This is a genomic window from Peribacillus simplex, assembly GCF_001578185.1.
Lineage (GTDB): Bacteria > Bacillota > Bacilli > Bacillales > DSM-1321 > Peribacillus > Peribacillus simplex_A.
This window is the reverse complement of record NZ_CP011008.1, coordinates 4,754,202-4,770,773: the sequence shown is the minus strand read 5'-3', so window position 1 is coordinate 4,770,773 and position 16,572 is coordinate 4,754,202. Positions and strand designations below refer to the sequence as shown.

At 44.5% G+C, this 16,572-nt stretch carries 10 protein-coding genes, 22 tRNA genes and 3 rRNA genes; 29 read left to right on the top strand and 6 right to left on the bottom strand.

Features of this window, described 5'->3' with window-relative positions:
• The first annotated feature begins 281 nt into the window (after window positions 1–281).
• Complete coding sequence (locus UP17_RS29045) at window positions 282–437, top strand: hypothetical protein (protein ID WP_250211719.1); 156 nt, start codon at window positions 282–284, stop codon at window positions 435–437.
• Between the two features lie 65 nt (window positions 438–502).
• Here UP17_RS29045 and UP17_RS22380 read toward each other — a convergent pair whose 3' ends face one another.
• Window positions 503–733 carry a helix-turn-helix domain-containing protein gene (locus tag UP17_RS22380; RefSeq protein ID WP_061465348.1) on the bottom strand — a complete coding sequence of 77 codons (231 nt, stop codon included), beginning with the start codon at window positions 731–733 and terminating at the stop codon, window positions 503–505.
• Window positions 734–1,189: 456 nt separating this feature from the next.
• Between UP17_RS22380 and UP17_RS22375 the strand changes: the two genes are divergently transcribed.
• From UP17_RS22375 to UP17_RS22365, 3 genes are all read left to right on the top strand, one after another.
• The gene (locus UP17_RS22375) at window positions 1,190–1,585 is read left to right on the top strand and encodes a VOC family protein (RefSeq protein WP_061465347.1); all 396 of its coding nucleotides are present in this window, start codon (window positions 1,190–1,192) and stop codon (window positions 1,583–1,585) included.
• 23 nt (window positions 1,586–1,608) lie between these two features.
• Window positions 1,609–1,980, top strand: coding sequence for an MmcQ/YjbR family DNA-binding protein (locus UP17_RS22370; protein WP_061465346.1), 372 nt, complete (start codon window positions 1,609–1,611; stop codon window positions 1,978–1,980).
• A 326-nt stretch (window positions 1,981–2,306) separates the two neighbouring features.
• A complete protein-coding gene (locus UP17_RS22365; RefSeq protein WP_061466266.1) occupies window positions 2,307–3,509 on the top strand; it encodes an aminotransferase-like domain-containing protein in 1,203 nt (400 codons plus the stop codon).
• A gap of 518 nt (window positions 3,510–4,027) precedes the next feature.
• On the opposite strand, the gene UP17_RS22360 is transcribed toward UP17_RS22365, so the two are convergent.
• From UP17_RS22360 to UP17_RS22350, 3 genes are all read right to left on the bottom strand, one after another.
• A tRNA-Ala gene (locus UP17_RS22360) sits at window positions 4,028–4,100 on the bottom strand.
• Window positions 4,101–4,506: 406 nt separating this feature from the next.
• Window positions 4,507–5,874 carry a beta-propeller fold lactonase family protein gene (locus UP17_RS22355; RefSeq protein WP_081108937.1) on the bottom strand — a complete coding sequence of 456 codons (1,368 nt, stop codon included), beginning with the start codon at window positions 5,872–5,874 and terminating at the stop codon, window positions 4,507–4,509.
• Between the two features lie 506 nt (window positions 5,875–6,380).
• Window positions 6,381–7,088 (bottom strand): MgtC/SapB family protein, encoded by a 708-nt coding sequence (locus UP17_RS22350; RefSeq protein ID WP_061465345.1) that lies wholly within the window; start codon window positions 7,086–7,088, stop codon window positions 6,381–6,383.
• A gap of 149 nt (window positions 7,089–7,237) precedes the next feature.
• Here UP17_RS22350 and UP17_RS22345 point away from each other — a divergent pair, with 149 nt between their 5' ends.
• Window positions 7,238–8,152 carry a DMT family transporter gene (locus UP17_RS22345; protein WP_061465344.1) on the top strand — a complete coding sequence of 305 codons (915 nt, stop codon included), beginning with the start codon at window positions 7,238–7,240 and terminating at the stop codon, window positions 8,150–8,152.
• Between the two features lie 22 nt (window positions 8,153–8,174).
• On the opposite strand, the gene UP17_RS28005 is transcribed toward UP17_RS22345, so the two are convergent.
• Entirely contained in the window at window positions 8,175–8,360 is a 186-nt protein-coding gene (locus UP17_RS28005) for a hypothetical protein (RefSeq protein WP_155727456.1), read from the bottom strand.
• Between the two features lie 439 nt (window positions 8,361–8,799).
• On the opposite strand from UP17_RS28005, the gene UP17_RS22335 reads away from it, so the two are divergent.
• From UP17_RS22335 to UP17_RS22220, 24 genes are all read left to right on the top strand, one after another.
• A 16S ribosomal RNA gene (locus tag UP17_RS22335) occupies window positions 8,800–10,350 on the top strand.
• A 176-nt stretch (window positions 10,351–10,526) separates the two neighbouring features.
• Window positions 10,527–13,460, top strand: a 23S ribosomal RNA gene (locus tag UP17_RS22330).
• Between the two features lie 119 nt (window positions 13,461–13,579).
• Window positions 13,580–13,695, top strand: a 5S ribosomal RNA gene (gene rrf / locus UP17_RS22325).
• Together the 16S, 23S and 5S rRNA genes with 21 tRNA genes alongside form the textbook arrangement of a ribosomal RNA operon.
• Before the next feature lie 11 nt (window positions 13,696–13,706).
• Window positions 13,707–13,782: transfer RNA gene (locus UP17_RS22320), tRNA-Val, on the top strand.
• Between the two features lie 10 nt (window positions 13,783–13,792).
• Window positions 13,793–13,868, top strand: a tRNA-Thr gene (locus UP17_RS22315).
• A 22-nt stretch (window positions 13,869–13,890) separates the two neighbouring features.
• Window positions 13,891–13,966: transfer RNA gene (locus tag UP17_RS22310), tRNA-Lys, on the top strand.
• A gap of 8 nt (window positions 13,967–13,974) precedes the next feature.
• A tRNA-Leu gene (locus UP17_RS22305) sits at window positions 13,975–14,056 on the top strand.
• Between the two features lie 8 nt (window positions 14,057–14,064).
• Window positions 14,065–14,139 (top strand) — tRNA-Gly (locus tag UP17_RS22300).
• Window positions 14,140–14,151: 12 nt separating this feature from the next.
• Window positions 14,152–14,240 (top strand) — tRNA-Leu (locus UP17_RS22295).
• 9 nt (window positions 14,241–14,249) lie between these two features.
• Window positions 14,250–14,326, top strand: a tRNA-Arg gene (locus tag UP17_RS22290).
• 9 nt (window positions 14,327–14,335) lie between these two features.
• Window positions 14,336–14,412: transfer RNA gene (locus UP17_RS22285), tRNA-Pro, on the top strand.
• 17 nt (window positions 14,413–14,429) lie between these two features.
• A tRNA-Ala gene (locus UP17_RS22280) sits at window positions 14,430–14,505 on the top strand.
• A 28-nt stretch (window positions 14,506–14,533) separates the two neighbouring features.
• Window positions 14,534–14,610 (top strand) — tRNA-Met (locus tag UP17_RS22275).
• Window positions 14,611–14,620: 10 nt separating this feature from the next.
• Window positions 14,621–14,697: transfer RNA gene (locus UP17_RS22270), tRNA-Ile, on the top strand.
• Window positions 14,698–14,717: 20 nt separating this feature from the next.
• A tRNA-Ser gene (locus tag UP17_RS22265) sits at window positions 14,718–14,810 on the top strand.
• A 100-nt stretch (window positions 14,811–14,910) separates the two neighbouring features.
• Window positions 14,911–14,984, top strand: a tRNA-Met gene (locus UP17_RS22260).
• A 6-nt stretch (window positions 14,985–14,990) separates the two neighbouring features.
• A tRNA-Asp gene (locus UP17_RS22255) sits at window positions 14,991–15,066 on the top strand.
• 22 nt (window positions 15,067–15,088) lie between these two features.
• Window positions 15,089–15,164: transfer RNA gene (locus tag UP17_RS22250), tRNA-Phe, on the top strand.
• 15 nt (window positions 15,165–15,179) lie between these two features.
• Window positions 15,180–15,255: transfer RNA gene (locus tag UP17_RS22245), tRNA-His, on the top strand.
• A gap of 4 nt (window positions 15,256–15,259) precedes the next feature.
• Window positions 15,260–15,333 (top strand) — tRNA-Gly (locus UP17_RS22240).
• 5 nt (window positions 15,334–15,338) lie between these two features.
• Window positions 15,339–15,415: transfer RNA gene (locus UP17_RS22235), tRNA-Ile, on the top strand.
• Between the two features lie 12 nt (window positions 15,416–15,427).
• Window positions 15,428–15,502: transfer RNA gene (locus UP17_RS22230), tRNA-Asn, on the top strand.
• Between the two features lies 1 nt (window position 15,503).
• Window positions 15,504–15,594: transfer RNA gene (locus UP17_RS22225), tRNA-Ser, on the top strand.
• A 3-nt stretch (window positions 15,595–15,597) separates the two neighbouring features.
• A tRNA-Glu gene (locus UP17_RS22220) sits at window positions 15,598–15,669 on the top strand.
• A gap of 41 nt (window positions 15,670–15,710) precedes the next feature.
• Here the strand turns inward: UP17_RS22220 and UP17_RS22215 are convergent.
• Window positions 15,711–16,457 carry a TraR/DksA C4-type zinc finger protein gene (locus UP17_RS22215; protein ID WP_061465342.1) on the bottom strand — a complete coding sequence of 249 codons (747 nt, stop codon included), beginning with the start codon at window positions 16,455–16,457 and terminating at the stop codon, window positions 15,711–15,713.
• Window positions 16,458–16,572 lie beyond the last annotated feature (115 nt).

Genomic DNA, 16,572 nt, shown 5'->3' with positions numbered 1-16,572 from the left:
CCCCCGCTCTTAGGAAGTGGGGGATTTTAATTTTTAAATTCAGTTGGGGGCCGTTGGAATGAAGGTATTCAATTATCCAGCCTTGGGCGAGTATATTTGTCCTGGGAGAGGTCAAATATACAAGGACGTGGAGAACGAATTTCGTGGCCCGCTGGTGATTCATACTAGTGAAAAAGTGGATAAGGCTTTCTGAAGCGAGAAGCCAATCCAGTTGTTGCTTGGTAAGCATGGATACTCAAAGGGCAACCTCCCAACTGGTATGATCATTGGTGTATGTAAGCATGAAGATGCAGGCAATACTACAATCGTTATCAGGCAATGATTATTTCTTAGGAGACTATAAACTGGAAGGGTACGCTTGGGAAGTTAAGGACATGCAGCTGCTGGATGACTTTATTCCAGTGAAAGGAAAGCATGGATCATGGGAGCCTGGATAAGGAGAGTATGAACAGTAATTGAACAAATACATTTAGCCCCGGCCATTACGCTAGGGCCTTTTTGTTTACAAATCAAAGTAGTCATCTGCCTTTGCTCCAGCATCTATACTTCGAACCGCCTTCATGATTTTCTTTAATACTCCGGCTGATGGCACATACTTTGGATCGCTGCAAACTCTGCTTATTGTATTGCGTGAGATTCCAGACGCACTTACAAACTCCTCTTGTGAATATCCGTGCTTATCGATGAACTTACCGACCTTACTTCGCGCCTTACCTTTCCCGAATCTAAACATTTTGATAACCTCCTAGATTTAATTTACTAGCAGTCTCGTCCAACTTTCACAAAAATATACACATAGTTTCGCAAATATTTGGTATCACGGACAAAGTGAGCAATTGGATGATTGTGGGGTCGAAGGTTTCTGCTGATAACGCAGTGACTATTCACCATAGAATAAGAAATTAAAAGAATTAATTATTAAAAAAATAATTGAAAAGATAAAGATATGTAGTAGGAGCATGAAGCCGATTCTGTTGGTCGGAACTATCTATATTTTGAAGAACGGTTCTTGTTATCTTCTAAAAAGTTTATATCAGGTATGATGAGGCTCTAAAAATTGATTTAATCTCAATTGGAATAATTGTATTTATTTCCATATCTATTATAATAATAAGTGGGATATTGTAAGCGGAAACACTGGATAATTTAATGAATTGGTTAATTCTTGTCAAAAGTAGGAGGGGATCTCATGGGAAGATTAGTTCATTTCGAAATTCATGTAGATGATATGGAACGGGCAAAGAAGTTTTATGGAGAGGTATTCGGATGGTCATTTCAAGATTGGAGTGATTATGCAGGAATGCCTTACTTTGGAGCAGTAACTGGCGAGGAGAATGAACCTGGGGTCAATGGAGCTTTGATGCAGCGTCAAAGTGCTCCGCCGGAAACAAACCAAGCTTTAAATGCATTTGCTTGTACAATGGGAGTGGAAAATTACGATGTAACGGAAGCTAAAATTATTGAGATTGGCGGTAAGGTCGCCAAGCCCAAATATGCCCTGCCTGGAATGGCGTGGCAAGGATACTATATTGATACAGAAGGAAATATATTCGGAATTCATCAACCCGATGTGAATGCAAAATAGATTTTATAATAGGTGAATGGAACATGAAATTACATGACACGGCAGGCATGCTTGAAAATGTACGTAATATCTGTCTTGCGCTGCCCGAAGCTGTCGAACATATTGATGGTTTTGGTCACAATACTTTTAAAATCAATGGAAAGTCCTTCGTGATTTCAGGCGAAAGTGAGAATGGATTCAGATTGTCGTTCAAGTCAGATCGGGAAACCCAAGAACTTTTGCTGCAGAAAAAGAATTTTTTCAAAACACCGTATATAGGACGGCACGGCTGGGTCTCCAGTCAAAATCCGGATAGGGAAGGCTGGGGTGAATTGACCATTCTAATTCAAGAAGCCTATTTACGTGCGGCACCGAAGCGTTTGGTTAAGAAATACGAAGAGTTTCATAAAAAGTGAAGAAAGGCGGATGATCTGCCTTCTTCACTTTTTTACTTTCTTTTATCTGTATTACAGATACTGAAAGCTAAAAATAACGACTTAATCTATACACACATAGCTTAAAGAAAAAAGCTCCTAATGTATTGGAGCGGCCAAGAGAGTTCAGTGCAAAAGGCACTTCTGAATTTGCATCATTAATAGGTTGTCTCCGTCAGAGAAGCAAGTCTAAAGTACATGAAAGGGTGTTTCTGCAAAAGATTGATGATTATCTGCATAAGCAGCTATCTATAAAAAAATTGAGAAAATCAATCATGGTTCGATTGACGGAAAGGTGTATGGTTGAAGTGAATGTAGAATCTTTTTTTTCTGAAAACATTAAAGCGGCACTTAAGAATGATCCGCCTGGTGCATGGATGCCAGATCTGCCAGATGGTTGTATTCGCTTGAGTTCAGGCTATCCGGATCCAGCTCTCGTTCCTGCCGATGAGCTCAAGGTAGCTGTAACCAGACTTCTTGATGAGGAGCAGGATTTGCCGCTCCATTATATCGGAAGTCCACGAATTGCAAGACTAAAGCAGCAAATTCAGAAAAGGTTGGCAGAGCGTGGAATTTCCGTTTTGGAAGAAAACCTTTTGGTTACATCAGGTGCTTGTCAGGGGATAGATCTTATTGCCCGCATTCTCCTTGATGATACTGCTGTCGTAGCTGTAGAATCTCCCACATATATGGAGGCTTTAGAGATTTTTCAAAACTATACGAATCAAATTATTAGTATACCAATAGATGAACAGGGACTCCAAACATACCGATTAAAAGAAATTCTGGATGAAAGGAAACGTACAGGTCTAACCCTTCCGCGTTTTCTATATACAATCCCAACCTTTCAAAATCCAACTGGGACGACTATGACTACTGAGCGGCGGAAGCATTTATTGGAGCTTTCCATCGAGTTTGATTTCCTCATTCTAGAGGATGATGCATACGGGGAATTATCCTTCGGCAAAAATCCGCTGCCAATAAAATCTATTGATGAAAGCGGGCGGGTCCTCCACGTTGGGTCATTATCCAAGGTTGTTGCGCCAGGAATGCGGATTGGATGGATAGCAGGAGAAAGTGCATTCATTAAGGCTTTAGAGTGGTTTAAAAAAGATTTAGACCATCCATTTGCTCAAAGCACAATGGCTGCATACTTAGAAAACACCGATTTTGAGCAAAGACTAGACCTTCTAAAAGATGTGTATCGCTCTAAATGTACTGTGTTAATCCGTTCGATGGAACAATTTCTTCCGGAATCCGTTTCCTGGTATGTACCAGATGGTGGTTACTTTGTTTGGGTGAGAATTCCTGGTGTTGATACGTCGCATTTATTATCACAGGCTCTAGCTGAGGGTGTTTCATATGTTCCAGGGAAATACTTTTTCTTAGATCAAAACGATGGAACCGAGTTTCTCCGGCTCTCGTTCAGTTATGCCAATGAGAAAGAAATAATCGAGGGAATTCGAAGACTAGGGAAGCTTATCGCATCTTTTTTTCATAGATTGTCCTGAAGGATTGTTAGTTAGTAAATCATTGCAATGGTTTATTAACTAAGCTATTTCGAAGCTTTTATTGATAATAAATTTGAAATAAATTGAATGCGCCTACTTCCTAAAAGGAGGTAGGTGTATTTTGTAATAAAAGGATCTTTAACTCCTTTGCGCTGATTTTAACGCAAATTCTTTCAAACTTTGGGAAGTGATAAGCACCGTAGATAAGGCCCACTACTAAAGCACACAAAAAATGTGTATATGTAGATTGTGATGATTCAAATGATCACAATGAAGGTTAATTCTTGAAAGGAACTGACCAATTTTTCATTTTTTTCCTAAGCTAATCTGATATATGCACGTAAAGAAGTAGTATCTGGGTAAAGAACAAGAATGATTATGATAGTGTAAATGTTTTTAATTCAACTAAAAGTTACACTTAATACATATTAGCGTTTTATGACCAAAGTATGATCCGCGCGCTTATTGTTTTTTTAAGCCAAATAAAAAAACCCTTGATACACAAGGGTTTCTAAGTATGGAGCATAGCGGGATCGAACCGCTGACCTCTACGCTGCCAGCGTAGCGCTCTCCCAGCTGAGCTAATGCCCCGAATTGAGGTACAATAATTATTTTATCGGATTTTGGTGAAAAGTCAATATTAAATATGAGATTTTTGCAAAAATGATAAAAAACCGTTTGAGGGTAGTCAAACGGATCAGACTATAGAAGCGATGAATCAAGTTAACCTACAGTTTTATTGTTTATACGATTTAGAGGTAAAAGACCTGAAGCATAATAATGTAACCATTACACCAACGAAATCACTTTTTCAACATTAGAGCTGCAGCCAGCTGTCATTAAAGGAAAAAAATCATTACCACTAAATAATAATTGATTTGATCATGTTAATCCATCTCTCGGTTTGTTTTTTTCATCTGTTCAAAAATACTACGGTCTTTAACTTAAACAATTTTTTGTGCCAATTTTCAGCGTTCCTGATTCCTTGTTCTTGCGCTTATTCCTCAAAAACCTTTTTTTTGATTACATACCAGACATTATTGACGCCTTGTCCATTAATATCACCTGCATGTTTATCTTTCGCATAGTAATAAAGTGGGTGCCCTTTATATGTTGTTTGTTTTTGTCCGTCATCTCTTATGATTGTTTTAAAGTCTTTTTTGTCGAATCCTTTATTCGAGCTGATGTTATCTGCATGGAATGTCGGCCAAATTTCAAGACATTGGCCTTTGCAATTACTGACACTAGAATCATCTTTAGTGAAATAATAAAGTGTCATTCCGTCTTGATCTGCTGCATATTTCCCCACTTCGTCAGATTCTAGTATTTTAAGCTTATACTTTTTTGGCTTATCCTGAATTATATCCGTGATGGTGTATGTTTTAACATCAACACGCGCAATAGAGAGATCCCGATTTAATACATAAGCCTGATCCCCGTCATGGCTAAAGACAATTGCTTGCCTTGGTTCATTGAAACCCCCGATTGTTTTAACTACACGGTGATCAACGACATTGATCACGTCAATCGTATTATCAGCTTTGTTGCTTGCAAAAAGGAGTTTATCATCAGGCGATAGAGCCGCTCCATATGGCTCACGTCCCACTTTGATTTCACCCTTAATATTACCGTCTAGCGTATCAACTGCGGAAATGCTGTTGCGTCCGCTGTTGGCGGCATATAATGTTCCTCCATCAGCGGTAATCGAGATTCCGCGAATACTGGAGAACCCTGAAATTTCACGAATGATTTTTTTAGTGGTGGCATCAACGATGGACACTTTATCTCCTTGAAAGTTCGTGACAAAGATATATTTCCCGTCTGAAGAGACTTTAATGCCTTGCCTTGGTTGGGCGAAACCGGTAATGACGTCAATCGGTTTTCGTTTTTCCAGATCGACGACCGTGACGGAATTGTGTGCTTGATTGTTCACATACAATGTCTTTCCATCCGGACTGACAGCAGTCCCGAATGCACCTGGACCAATGACAACTTCATCTTTCAAGGTGAAATTTTTAATACTGTAAAACCGGAGTGTACCGAGCGTGCTGTCTGAGACGACAAACTCTGAACCGTCATCAATAAACACGATGTTTCTCGGTGAACCGAAGCCGTCAATCTTTTTGCGCAACTTGCCTTTGGAGAGATCATAGACCAGGATGGATTGTTCTCGGCTATCTGAGACAATCGCTATTCGCTCATCCGGACTAACAGCAAGGGAATTGTTGGTGATGTGGGTGTCAAAGCCTGTCCCTAACACTGGGCTTTTACCTTTAGTAGAAGAAGCACTAATTACATTTGGTATAAAAACCACAAATAGTAAGGGAATAATCCATATACTCTTTAACTTCATCTTTTTAAACATTACTCACCTCGGGAAGTTATTTTCTTGATCATTGTTTAAATCCCTGTCAATATCTTGCTGGTTGTCCTAACCACCTTTCTTTGAAATGTTTAATCAAGTCAGAGTTCGTCCTTTCACCATATATAAACGTATGGAGAACGATATCGGTTTGATTATTTTGCAAATTTAAAATAAATGTATAGAGTGGACCCTTAAACAAAGGAATAGGCCCCAGTGAAGTCACGTAACACTAGACTTTCTCACTGACCGATGGATGATAGTAAATGTCCATGTATGCATATTAGGTGTTGGATTCTGGTGTTAAAGATAAAACCTGAGGATTGAGTTTATGCAGGCAATTGGACTTGCCCGGGGTCAAAAATGGTCTAAACGTAGTGGACTCGTAGAAAATCAATCTCTTAATATTGAGGGAAATTCAAAGGGAATTTCAAAAGGGGTTCGGAATGTTTAATTCCGAATCCCTTTTATTGGTGAACCGTTTGCGGGTAAGTCAAACGGTTTTCTTATTAGGCATTTTCAATCTCTACCCGTGCAATTTCCTTAAGGTTGGAAACGGTATAATACACTTCCGATGTTCTAACTTTATGATCGACCAATACTTTAAGCGTCAAAAGGTGGTGGTCTTCTTCCACATCTTTGATTCTTAGGTTTTTGATGAATATTTTTTCGTCTTTGATTTTTTTCAGCACGACGGCAATGTCATCTTTATTTTTCACCACCAGCTGCAGAAAGATTTCTTTTTGCCGCAACTTCATCGGTCCGAGCCAGGTAACGATTAAGGGCACCAATTCGACACTTATAATCAATAGTATGACGCCGGCTATGGCCTCAAGAAAAAATCCTGCTCCAACGGCAATCCCGATACCGGCAGCTCCCCAGATGATGGCAGCTGTCGTTAAACCGGATATGCTGTTATTGTCCCTCCGGAGAATGACGCCAGCCCCGATAAAGCCGACGCCAGAAACAATCTGAGCGGCTAGACGCAAGGGGTCCATTGTGATGTTTACGTGTTCACTCCCTGGGAACTTATAAGCGGATTCCATGGAAACGATCGTTAATAAGCAGCTGACGATTGAAATGACCAGGCTTGTTTTTAATCCAACGGGTTTTCGTTTCATTTCTCGCTCTAGTCCGATGATTAGGCCGAGGAGAGCTGAAATGCCCAATTTTATAAGGATTTGCAGTTCCGATTGCGGGTCGAATGTCCATTCCATTTGTTTCACCACTTCCAAATATTATCGATGAATAAGATCGTGTGTTGCCATATACCCGTTTTTCAAAAAAGCTTACCCTTATAATTTTAACATAGTAGAATAGAGTTCAATGATACGTAACGTCATTCCGATTGAAAGGAGGAATTTAAATGCAAATGCCAAAAGTGAATCCCTATGTTGCGTTGGCGATCGGTGTTGCATCCGTTTCATTTTCGGCCATCCTTGTTAAATTGGCGACTGCTCCGTCGGGTGTTATAGCTTTTTACCGTTTATTATTTACCGTCCTTCTTATGCTGCCGGTGTTTTTGGTGAAATACCGCCATGAACTTATATTTATTGGGAAAAAGGATTGGCTATATTCGATTGCGGCAGGAGTTTTCTTGGCTTTTCATTTTATTTTATGGTTTGAATCGCTTAATTACACGTCTGTCGCCAGTTCAACTGTGCTTGTCACCCTTCAGCCATTATTCGCTTTTGCTGGAGCCTATTTGTTTTTCAAAGAAAGATTTTCAATGAAGGCAATATTGAGCGGCATCATTGCGATAGCAGGCAGCCTTGTCATTAGCTGGGGAGATTTGAGAATCAGCGGTATGGCGCTTTGGGGAGATATTCTTTCGCTTATCGCATGTGCGTTGGTAACCGGTTATTTACTATTTGGCCAAAATGTTCGAAAACGCGTCTCTTCTATAACATATACATTTGTCGTGTATGCAATCAGTGCTGTTACTTTGTTTTTCTATGTGATATTCAAGGAAGAGGGATTGGCCCCGTATCCGGCTGCCGATTGGATCTATTTTGTTTTGCTTGCCATTTTCCCGACTTTATTAGGACACTCTTTATTCAATTGGTCTTTAAAGTGGTTAAGCACTTCGACGCTTTCGATGGGAATCTTACTTGAACCGGTTGGAGCAACGATTCTGGCTTACTTCATATTGGATGAACCGATACTCTGGACGCAGGTCCTTGGAGGTACAATCATATTGGGTGGTTTGATGATGTTCCTAAAGGATGAAAAGAAAAGTAAGGTATATAAAGAAGCGAAGGTCTCCGTAATAAAGCAGTAAGTCTCCTGACTTACTGCTTTATTTAATAGGGGTGAAACAAATAGGTGATCCGTGTGAAAACCAAAGCGAAAGTAAAGCTGAATAAAAACGTCGTGCCATTCACCTTGCCTTTTTCTTTGCTGAACCTAATGGCTTCATAATAAGCAGAACTGAATAAATAAAGGGCCATACTGTAAGAAATGAGTAATCCGATTAATGATAGATTCATCGCTTCACCTCAAGGGAAAAAGATATCTATATATGTCTATTTGTGTTTCTTTGGAAATATGCTTCGTTTATTCATGAAACATGCGCTTGTTCCGGAAGAAGGGGACAGGGTGGTGGGGATGATGAAAAGGATATATAGAGGAAAAAAGAAAAAAACGTTTTTTTTGAAAAAGTTTTAAAAAACGTATTGCAAACATTTTTGGTACATGGTATATTATTTCTTGTCGCTAAGACAGCAACACAAACAGCCAACAACTTGATGAAAAAAATTCAAAAAAAGTTGTTGACGAAACGTGACACAATGTGTTACATTATAGGAGTCGCTTCTAAGAGAAACGACAACAAATTGCTCTTTGAAAACTGAACAAAACAAAGCGCCAACGTTAAATTTTAAGTGAGCACACACTATTAAAAAAAGCAAAATGAGCAAGTCAAACATTTCTTCGGAGAGTTTGATCCTGGCTCAGGACGAACGCTGGCGGCGTGCCTAATACATGCAAGTCGAGCGAATCGATGGGAGCTTGCTCCCTGAGATTAGCGGCGGACGGGTGAGTAACACGTGGGCAACCTGCCTATAAGACTGGGATAACTTCGGGAAACCGGAGCTAATACCGGATACGTTCTTTTCTCGCATGAGAGAAGATGGAAAGACGGTTTACGCTGTCACTTATAGATGGGCCCGCGGCGCATTAGCTAGTTGGTGAGGTAATGGCTCACCAAGGCGACGATGCGTAGCCGACCTGAGAGGGTGATCGGCCACACTGGGACTGAGACACGGCCCAGACTCCTACGGGAGGCAGCAGTAGGGAATCTTCCGCAATGGACGAAAGTCTGACGGAGCAACGCCGCGTGAACGAAGAAGGCCTTCGGGTCGTAAAGTTCTGTTGTTAGGGAAGAACAAGTACCAGAGTAACTGCTGGTACCTTGACGGTACCTAACCAGAAAGCCACGGCTAACTACGTGCCAGCAGCCGCGGTAATACGTAGGTGGCAAGCGTTGTCCGGAATTATTGGGCGTAAAGCGCGCGCAGGTGGTTCCTTAAGTCTGATGTGAAAGCCCACGGCTCAACCGTGGAGGGTCATTGGAAACTGGGGAACTTGAGTGCAGAAGAGGAAAGTGGAATTCCAAGTGTAGCGGTGAAATGCGTAGAGATTTGGAGGAACACCAGTGGCGAAGGCGACTTTCTGGTCTGTAACTGACACTGAGGCGCGAAAGCGTGGGGAGCAAACAGGATTAGATACCCTGGTAGTCCACGCCGTAAACGATGAGTGCTAAGTGTTAGAGGGTTTCCGCCCTTTAGTGCTGCAGCTAACGCATTAAGCACTCCGCCTGGGGAGTACGGCCGCAAGGCTGAAACTCAAAGGAATTGACGGGGGCCCGCACAAGCGGTGGAGCATGTGGTTTAATTCGAAGCAACGCGAAGAACCTTACCAGGTCTTGACATCCTCTGACAACCCTAGAGATAGGGCTTTCCCCTTCGGGGGACAGAGTGACAGGTGGTGCATGGTTGTCGTCAGCTCGTGTCGTGAGATGTTGGGTTAAGTCCCGCAACGAGCGCAACCCTTGATCTTAGTTGCCAGCATTCAGTTGGGCACTCTAAGGTGACTGCCGGTGACAAACCGGAGGAAGGTGGGGATGACGTCAAATCATCATGCCCCTTATGACCTGGGCTACACACGTGCTACAATGGATGGTACAAAGGGCTGCAAACCTGCGAAGGTAAGCGAATCCCATAAAGCCATTCTCAGTTCGGATTGTAGGCTGCAACTCGCCTACATGAAGCCGGAATCGCTAGTAATCGCGGATCAGCATGCCGCGGTGAATACGTTCCCGGGCCTTGTACACACCGCCCGTCACACCACGAGAGTTTGTAACACCCGAAGTCGGTGAGGTAACCTTTATGGAGCCAGCCGCCTAAGGTGGGACAGATGATTGGGGTGAAGTCGTAACAAGGTAGCCGTATCGGAAGGTGCGGCTGGATCACCTCCTTTCTAAGGATAATTACGAGAGCGCTTTTGTTTTGTTCAGTTTTGAATGAGTAATTCATTCAGATACGAAAGATAAACATCACGATGTGATGGATTCTTTCTACTTTGTTCCTTGAAAACTAGATAATAGATAGAAGGCAATTAATTTTTTTCAAAGCATCAGTAAGATCTTTTTTAACGGTTAAGTTAGAAAGGGCGCACGGTGGATGCCTTGGCACTAGGAGCCGATGAAGGACGGGACTAACACCGATATGCTTCGGGGAGCTGTAAGTAAGCTTTGATCCGGAGATTTCCGAATGGGGAAACCCACTGTTCGTAATGGAACAGTATCTTTACCTGAATACATAGGGTACTGAAGGCAGACCCGGGGAACTGAAACATCTAAGTACCCGGAGGAAGAGAAAGCAAATGCGATTTCCTGAGTAGCGGCGAGCGAAACGGAATTAGCCCAAACCAAGAGGCTTGCCTCTTGGGGTTGTAGGACACTCAACATGGAGTTACAAAGGAACGGGGTAAATGAAGTGATCTGGAAAGGTCCGTCAAAGAAGGTAAAAACCCTGTAGTTGAAACTTCGTTCCCTCCTGAGTGGATCCTGAGTACGGCGGGACACGAGAAATCCCGTCGGAAGCAGGGAGGACCATCTCCCAAGGCTAAATACTCCCTAGTGACCGATAGTGAACCAGTACCGTGAGGGAAAGGTGAAAAGCACCCCGGAAGGGGAGTGAAATAGATCCTGAAACCGTGTGCCTACAAGTAGTCAAAGCCCGTTAATGGGTAATGGCGTGCCTTTTGTAGAATGAACCGGCGAGTTACGATTTCATGCGAGGTTAAGTTGATAAGACGGAGCCGCAGCGAAAGCGAGTCTGAATAGGGCGAATGAGTATGAGGTCGTAGACCCGAAACCAGGTGATCTACCCATGTCCAGGGTGAAGTTCAGGTAACACTGAATGGAGGCCCGAACCCACGCACGTTGAAAAGTGCGGGGATGAGGTGTGGGTAGCGGAGAAATTCCAATCGAACCTGGAGATAGCTGGTTCTCTCCGAAATAGCTTTAGGGCTAGCCTCAAGATGAGAGTATTGGAGGTAGAGCACTGATTGGACTAGGGGCCCCCAACGGGTTACCGAATTCAGTCAAACTCCGAATGCCAAATACTTATTCTTGGGAGTCAGACTGCGAGTGATAAGATCCGTAGTCGAAAGGGAAACAGCCCAGACCACCAGCTAAGGTCCCAAAGTATACGTTAAGTGGAAAAGGATGTGGAGTTGCTTAGACAACCAGGATGTTGGCTCAGAAGCAGCCACCATTTAAAGAGTGCGTAATAGCTCACTGGTCGAGTGACTCCGCGCCGAAAATGTACCGGGGCTAAACGTATCACCGAAGCTGTGGATTGACACCATTTTGGTGTCGATGGTAGGAGAGCGTTCTAAGGGCGTTGAAGTCAGACCGGAAGGACTGGTGGAGCGCTTAGAAGTGAGAATGCCGGTATGAGTAGCGAAAGAAGGGTGAGAATCCCTTCCACCGAATGCCTAAGGTTTCCTGAGGAAGGCTCGTCCGCTCAGGGTTAGTCGGGACCTAAGCCGAGGCCGAAAGGCGTAGGCGATGGACAACAGGTTGATATTCCTGTACCACCTATACATCGTTTGAACGATGGGGGGACGCAGAAGGATAGGGTAAGCGCGCTGTTGGATATGCGCGTCCAAGCAGTTAGGCCGGAAACGAGGCAAATCCCGTTTCCATTAAGGCGGAGCTGTGATGGCGAGGGAAATATAGTACCGAAGTTCCTGATTCCACGCTGCCAAGAAAAGCCTCTAGTGAGATGTAAGGTGCCCGTACCGCAAACCGACACAGGTAGGCGAGGAGAGAATCCTAAGGTGTGCGAGAGAACTCTCGTTAAGGAACTCGGCAAAATGACCCCGTAACTTCGGGAGAAGGGGTGCTTTTTAGGGTGAATAGCCCGGAAAAGCCGCAGTGAATAGGCCCAGGCGACTGTTTAGCAAAAACACAGGTCTCTGCGAAGCCGCAAGGCGAAGTATAGGGGCTGACACCTGCCCGGTGCTGGAAGGTTAAGGGGAGAGGTTAGCGCAAGCGAAGCTTTGAACCGAAGCCCCAGTAAACGGCGGCCGTAACTATAACGGTCCTAAGGTAGCGAAATTCCTTGTCGGGTAAGTTCCGACCCGCACGAAAGGTGTAACGATCTGGGCACTGTCTCAACGAGAGACTCGGTGAAATTATAGTACCTGTGAAGATGCAGGTTACCCGCGACAGGACGGAAAGACCCCGTGGAGCTTTACTGCAGCCTGATATTGAATTTTGGTACAGCTTGTACAGGATAGGTAGGAGCCTGAGAAGCCGGAGCGCTAGCTTCGGTGGAGGCGTTGGTGGGATACTACCCTGGCTGTATTGAAATTCTAACCCGCGCCCCTTATCGGGGTGGGAGACAGTGTCAGGTGGGCAGTTTGACTGGGGCGGTCGCCTCCTAAAGAGTAACGGAGGCGCCCAAAGGTTCCCTCAGAATGGTTGGAAATCATTCGTAGAGTGTAAAGGCACAAGGGAGCTTGACTGCGAGACCTACAAGTCGAGCAGGGACGAAAGTCGGGCTTAGTGATCCGGTGGTTCCGCATGGAAGGGCCATCGCTCAACGGATAAAAGCTACCCCGGGGATAACAGGCTTATCTCCCCCAAGAGTCCACATCGACGGGGAGGTTTGGCACCTCGATGTCGGCTCATCGCATCCTGGGGCTGTAGTCGGTCCCAAGGGTTGGGCTGTTCGCCCATTAAAGCGGTACGCGAGCTGGGTTCAGAACGTCGTGAGACAGTTCGGTCCCTATCCGTCGCGGGCGCAGGAAATTTGAGAGGAGCTGTCCTTAGTACGAGAGGACCGGGATGGACGCACCGCTGGTGTACCAGTTGTCTTGCCAAAGGCATAGCTGGGTAGCTACGTGCGGACGGGATAAGTGCTGAAAGCATCTAAGCATGAAGCCCCCCTCAAGATGAGATTTCCCATGGCGCAAGCTAGTAAGATCCCTGAAAGATGATCAGGTTGATAGGTCAGAGGTGGAAGCGTGGCGACATGTGGAGCTGACTGATACTAATAGATCGAGGACTTAACCAACGCTTTTTAAAAAATGAAATACCTTCTTATTATCTAGTTTTGAAGGAATGAAAATTTCTTCTTGCATTTTCTCAAAAAGACGTTATAATAATATATGTCTTGAAAAAATGTTAACAATGTTTGGTGACGATAGCGAAGAGGTCACACCCGTTCCCATTCCGAACACGGCAGTTAAGCTCTTCAGCGCCGATGGTAGTTGGGGGTTTCCCCCTGTGAGAGTAGGACGTCGCCAAGCAGGTTATATATGGAGGATTAGCTCAGCTGGGAGAGCATCTGCCTTACAAGCAGAGGGTCGGCGGTTCGATCCCGTCATCCTCCACCATTTTACACCTGCCGGTGTAGCTCAACTGGTAGAGCAACTGACTTGTAATCAGTAGGTTGGGGGTTCAAGTCCTCTTGCCGGCACCATGTTTTTTGATTGTACAAGCACGAGCCATTAGCTCAGTTGGTAGAGCATCTGACTTTTAATCAGAGGGTCGAAGGTTCGAATCCTTCATGGCTCACCATTTCATATGCGGGTGTGGCGGAATTGGCAGACGCACCAGACTTAGGATCTGGCGCCGCAAGGCGTGGGGGTTCAAGTCCCTTCACCCGCATCTTTCATGCGGAAGTAGTTCAGTGGTAGAATACAACCTTGCCAAGGTTGGGGTCGCGGGTTCGAATCCCGTCTTCCGCTCCACTTTTCGTATGTGCCGGGGTGGCGGAACTGGCAGACGCACAGGACTTAAAATCCTGCGGTAGGTGACTACCGTACCGGTTCGATTCCGGTCCTCGGCACCATCTTAATATGCGCCCGTAGCTCAATTGGATAGAGCATCTGACTACGAATCAGAAGGTTGTAGGTTCGACTCCCGCCGGGCGCACCATGTTTTTTGCGGGAAGTAGCTCAGCTTGGTAGAGCACTTGGTTTGGGACCAAGGGGTCGCAGGTTCGAATCCTGTCTTCCCGACCACGTGATTTTTAATGAATGGGGCCTTAGCTCAGCTGGGAGAGCGCCTGCCTTGCACGCAGGAGGTCAGCGGTTCGATCCCGCTAGGCTCCACCATTTTTCAATCAGATACTTATATTATATTGGCGGTGTAGCTCAGCTGGCTAGAGCGTACGGTTCATACCCGTGAGGTCGGGGGTTCGATCCCCTCCGCCGCTACCAATAAATATAAGGACCTTTAGCTCAGCTGGTTAGAGCAGACGGCTCATAACCGTCCGGTCGTAGGTTCGAGTCCTACAAGGTCCACCATATGCATTTTTAAAAGCCGTGGAGGTATACCCAAGTTCGGCTGAAGGGATCGGTCTTGAAAACCGACAGGGGAGTCAAATCCCGCGGGGGTTCGAATCCCTCTACCTCCTCCATTTTTTCTAAAGCAGCAAGTTGTTTTGAAACAACCTTACATAAGGAAGCGAAGAAACGATATACACGAAAACTTGATGCAAATCGTTTCATTATTACCGTCGCGGGGTGGAGCAGTCCGGTAGCTCGTCGGGCTCATAACCCGAAGGTCGCAGGTTCAAATCCTGTCCCCGCAATTATTAGGTCCCGTGGTGTAGCGGTTAACATGCCTGCCTGTCACGCAGGAGATCGCGGGTTCGATTCCCGTCGGGACCGCCATTTTTAAATTTAGTACATTTGTGGCTCAGTAGCTCAGTCGGTAGAGCAAAGGACTGAAAATCCTTGTGTCGGCGGTTCGATTCCGTCCTGAGCCACCATATTTTAATATTACGGCGGTTGTGGCGAAGTGGTTAACGCACCTGATTGTGGTTCAGGCATTCGTGGGTTCGATTCCCATCAGTCGCCCCATTTCGCGGGTGTAGTTTAGTGGTAAAACCTCAGCCTTCCAAGCTGATGATGAGGGTTCGATTCCCTTCACCCGCTCCAAATATGGGCCTATAGCTCAGCTGGTTAGAGCGCACGCCTGATAAGCGTGAGGTCGATGGTTCGAGTCCATTTAGGCCCACCATATTCATATTGTTCCGCAGTAGCTCAGTGGTAGAGCATTCGGCTGTTAACCGAACGGTCGTAGGTTCGAGTCCTACCTGCGGAGCCATGGGGAAGTACTCAAGAGGCTGAAGAGGCGCCCCTGCTAAGGGTGTAGGTCGCGCGAGCGGCGCGAGGGTTCAAATCCCTCCTTCTCCGCCATTTGGCCCGTTGGTCAAGCGGTTAAGACACCGCCCTTTCACGGCGGTAACACGGGTTCGAATCCCGTACGGGTCATAACAAAAAGGGAAGCATACATACATGTATGCTTCTTTTTTTCATTTTTTTTCATTGATATAATTATCCTTTTGATTATAGGGAATGTCTCCAAGACTGGAATCATTCTCTTCATCTAGTGTATTTTCATATTGCTTTTGCTTTTTGTTCGGCATATTCACCCTATTTTCCCCTTCGATATCATTTGCGGCAAATCCTTCATAGTCTTCAGGAAATCCATTCGTTTCACCTTCGGTTTTATAAAGATCATTATAATTGTCATGATCACCTGTGTAATCAGATGGCGTTTCGGATGTACCGAATTTGGCGACTTCACCAAAGCTATCTTCTTTATCAACTATTTCATTTCCATGACGATTTTCAAAATCATCACCCTTGGATGGGATCAGTATATCTTCTTCCACCGGTCTGTCTTGTGCAATTGGTCGTTCCGGGGCATGCTCGACACAGTAGAGAGTGCTTGGAATCGCTTCAAGTCTATCGATAGGGATTTCTATATTGCAGGTTTTACAATGGCCATACGAACCCTCTTCTATGGCATTCAATGCTTCTTCTATTTTATCCATTTCAAATTGTGCATGCTCATCAAGTGCTTGGTTCCGTTCCATCTCGAATAATTCGGTTCCAAGATCAGCAGGATGATTATCATAAGATGATAATTCCCCAACAGATTCCGTCTGGCTTTTATCAAGAACGGATCGTTCATCATTTTGAATCCTATTTCCAAGTTCAGCTTTTTCTTGAAGCAGTACTTTTCTGAATTTATGCATTTGCTGTTTCGTTGCCATATCCATTCACTCCTTCTAAAGTCCATATCTCATTTTATATTTTTATGATGGTTGTATTATCTATTACCCGAATCGGAGTATAGGAAAACAAAATGGAACGGAAGATAAAAAAAGG

What these genes read in the sequence shown, in the direction of transcription:
- UP17_RS29045 (WP_250211719.1), top strand. Translation starts at nt 282, where the DNA reads ATGAAGATGCAGGCAATACTACAATCGTTATCAGGCAATGATTATTTC.
- UP17_RS22380 (WP_061465348.1), bottom strand. Translation starts at nt 733, where the DNA reads ATGTTTAGATTCGGGAAAGGTAAGGCGCGAAGTAAGGTCGGTAAGTTC.
- UP17_RS22375 (WP_061465347.1), top strand. Translation starts at nt 1,190, where the DNA reads ATGGGAAGATTAGTTCATTTCGAAATTCATGTAGATGATATGGAACGG.
- UP17_RS22370 (WP_061465346.1), top strand. Translation starts at nt 1,609, where the DNA reads ATGAAATTACATGACACGGCAGGCATGCTTGAAAATGTACGTAATATC.
- UP17_RS22355 (WP_081108937.1), bottom strand. Translation starts at nt 5,874, where the DNA reads ATGTTTAAAAAGATGAAGTTAAAGAGTATATGGATTATTCCCTTACTA.
- UP17_RS22350 (WP_061465345.1), bottom strand. Translation starts at nt 7,088, where the DNA reads ATGGAATGGACATTCGACCCGCAATCGGAACTGCAAATCCTTATAAAA.
- UP17_RS22345 (WP_061465344.1), top strand. Translation starts at nt 7,238, where the DNA reads ATGCAAATGCCAAAAGTGAATCCCTATGTTGCGTTGGCGATCGGTGTT.
- UP17_RS28005 (WP_155727456.1), bottom strand. Translation starts at nt 8,360, where the DNA reads ATGAATCTATCATTAATCGGATTACTCATTTCTTACAGTATGGCCCTT.
- UP17_RS22215 (WP_061465342.1), bottom strand. Translation starts at nt 16,457, where the DNA reads ATGGCAACGAAACAGCAAATGCATAAATTCAGAAAAGTACTGCTTCAA.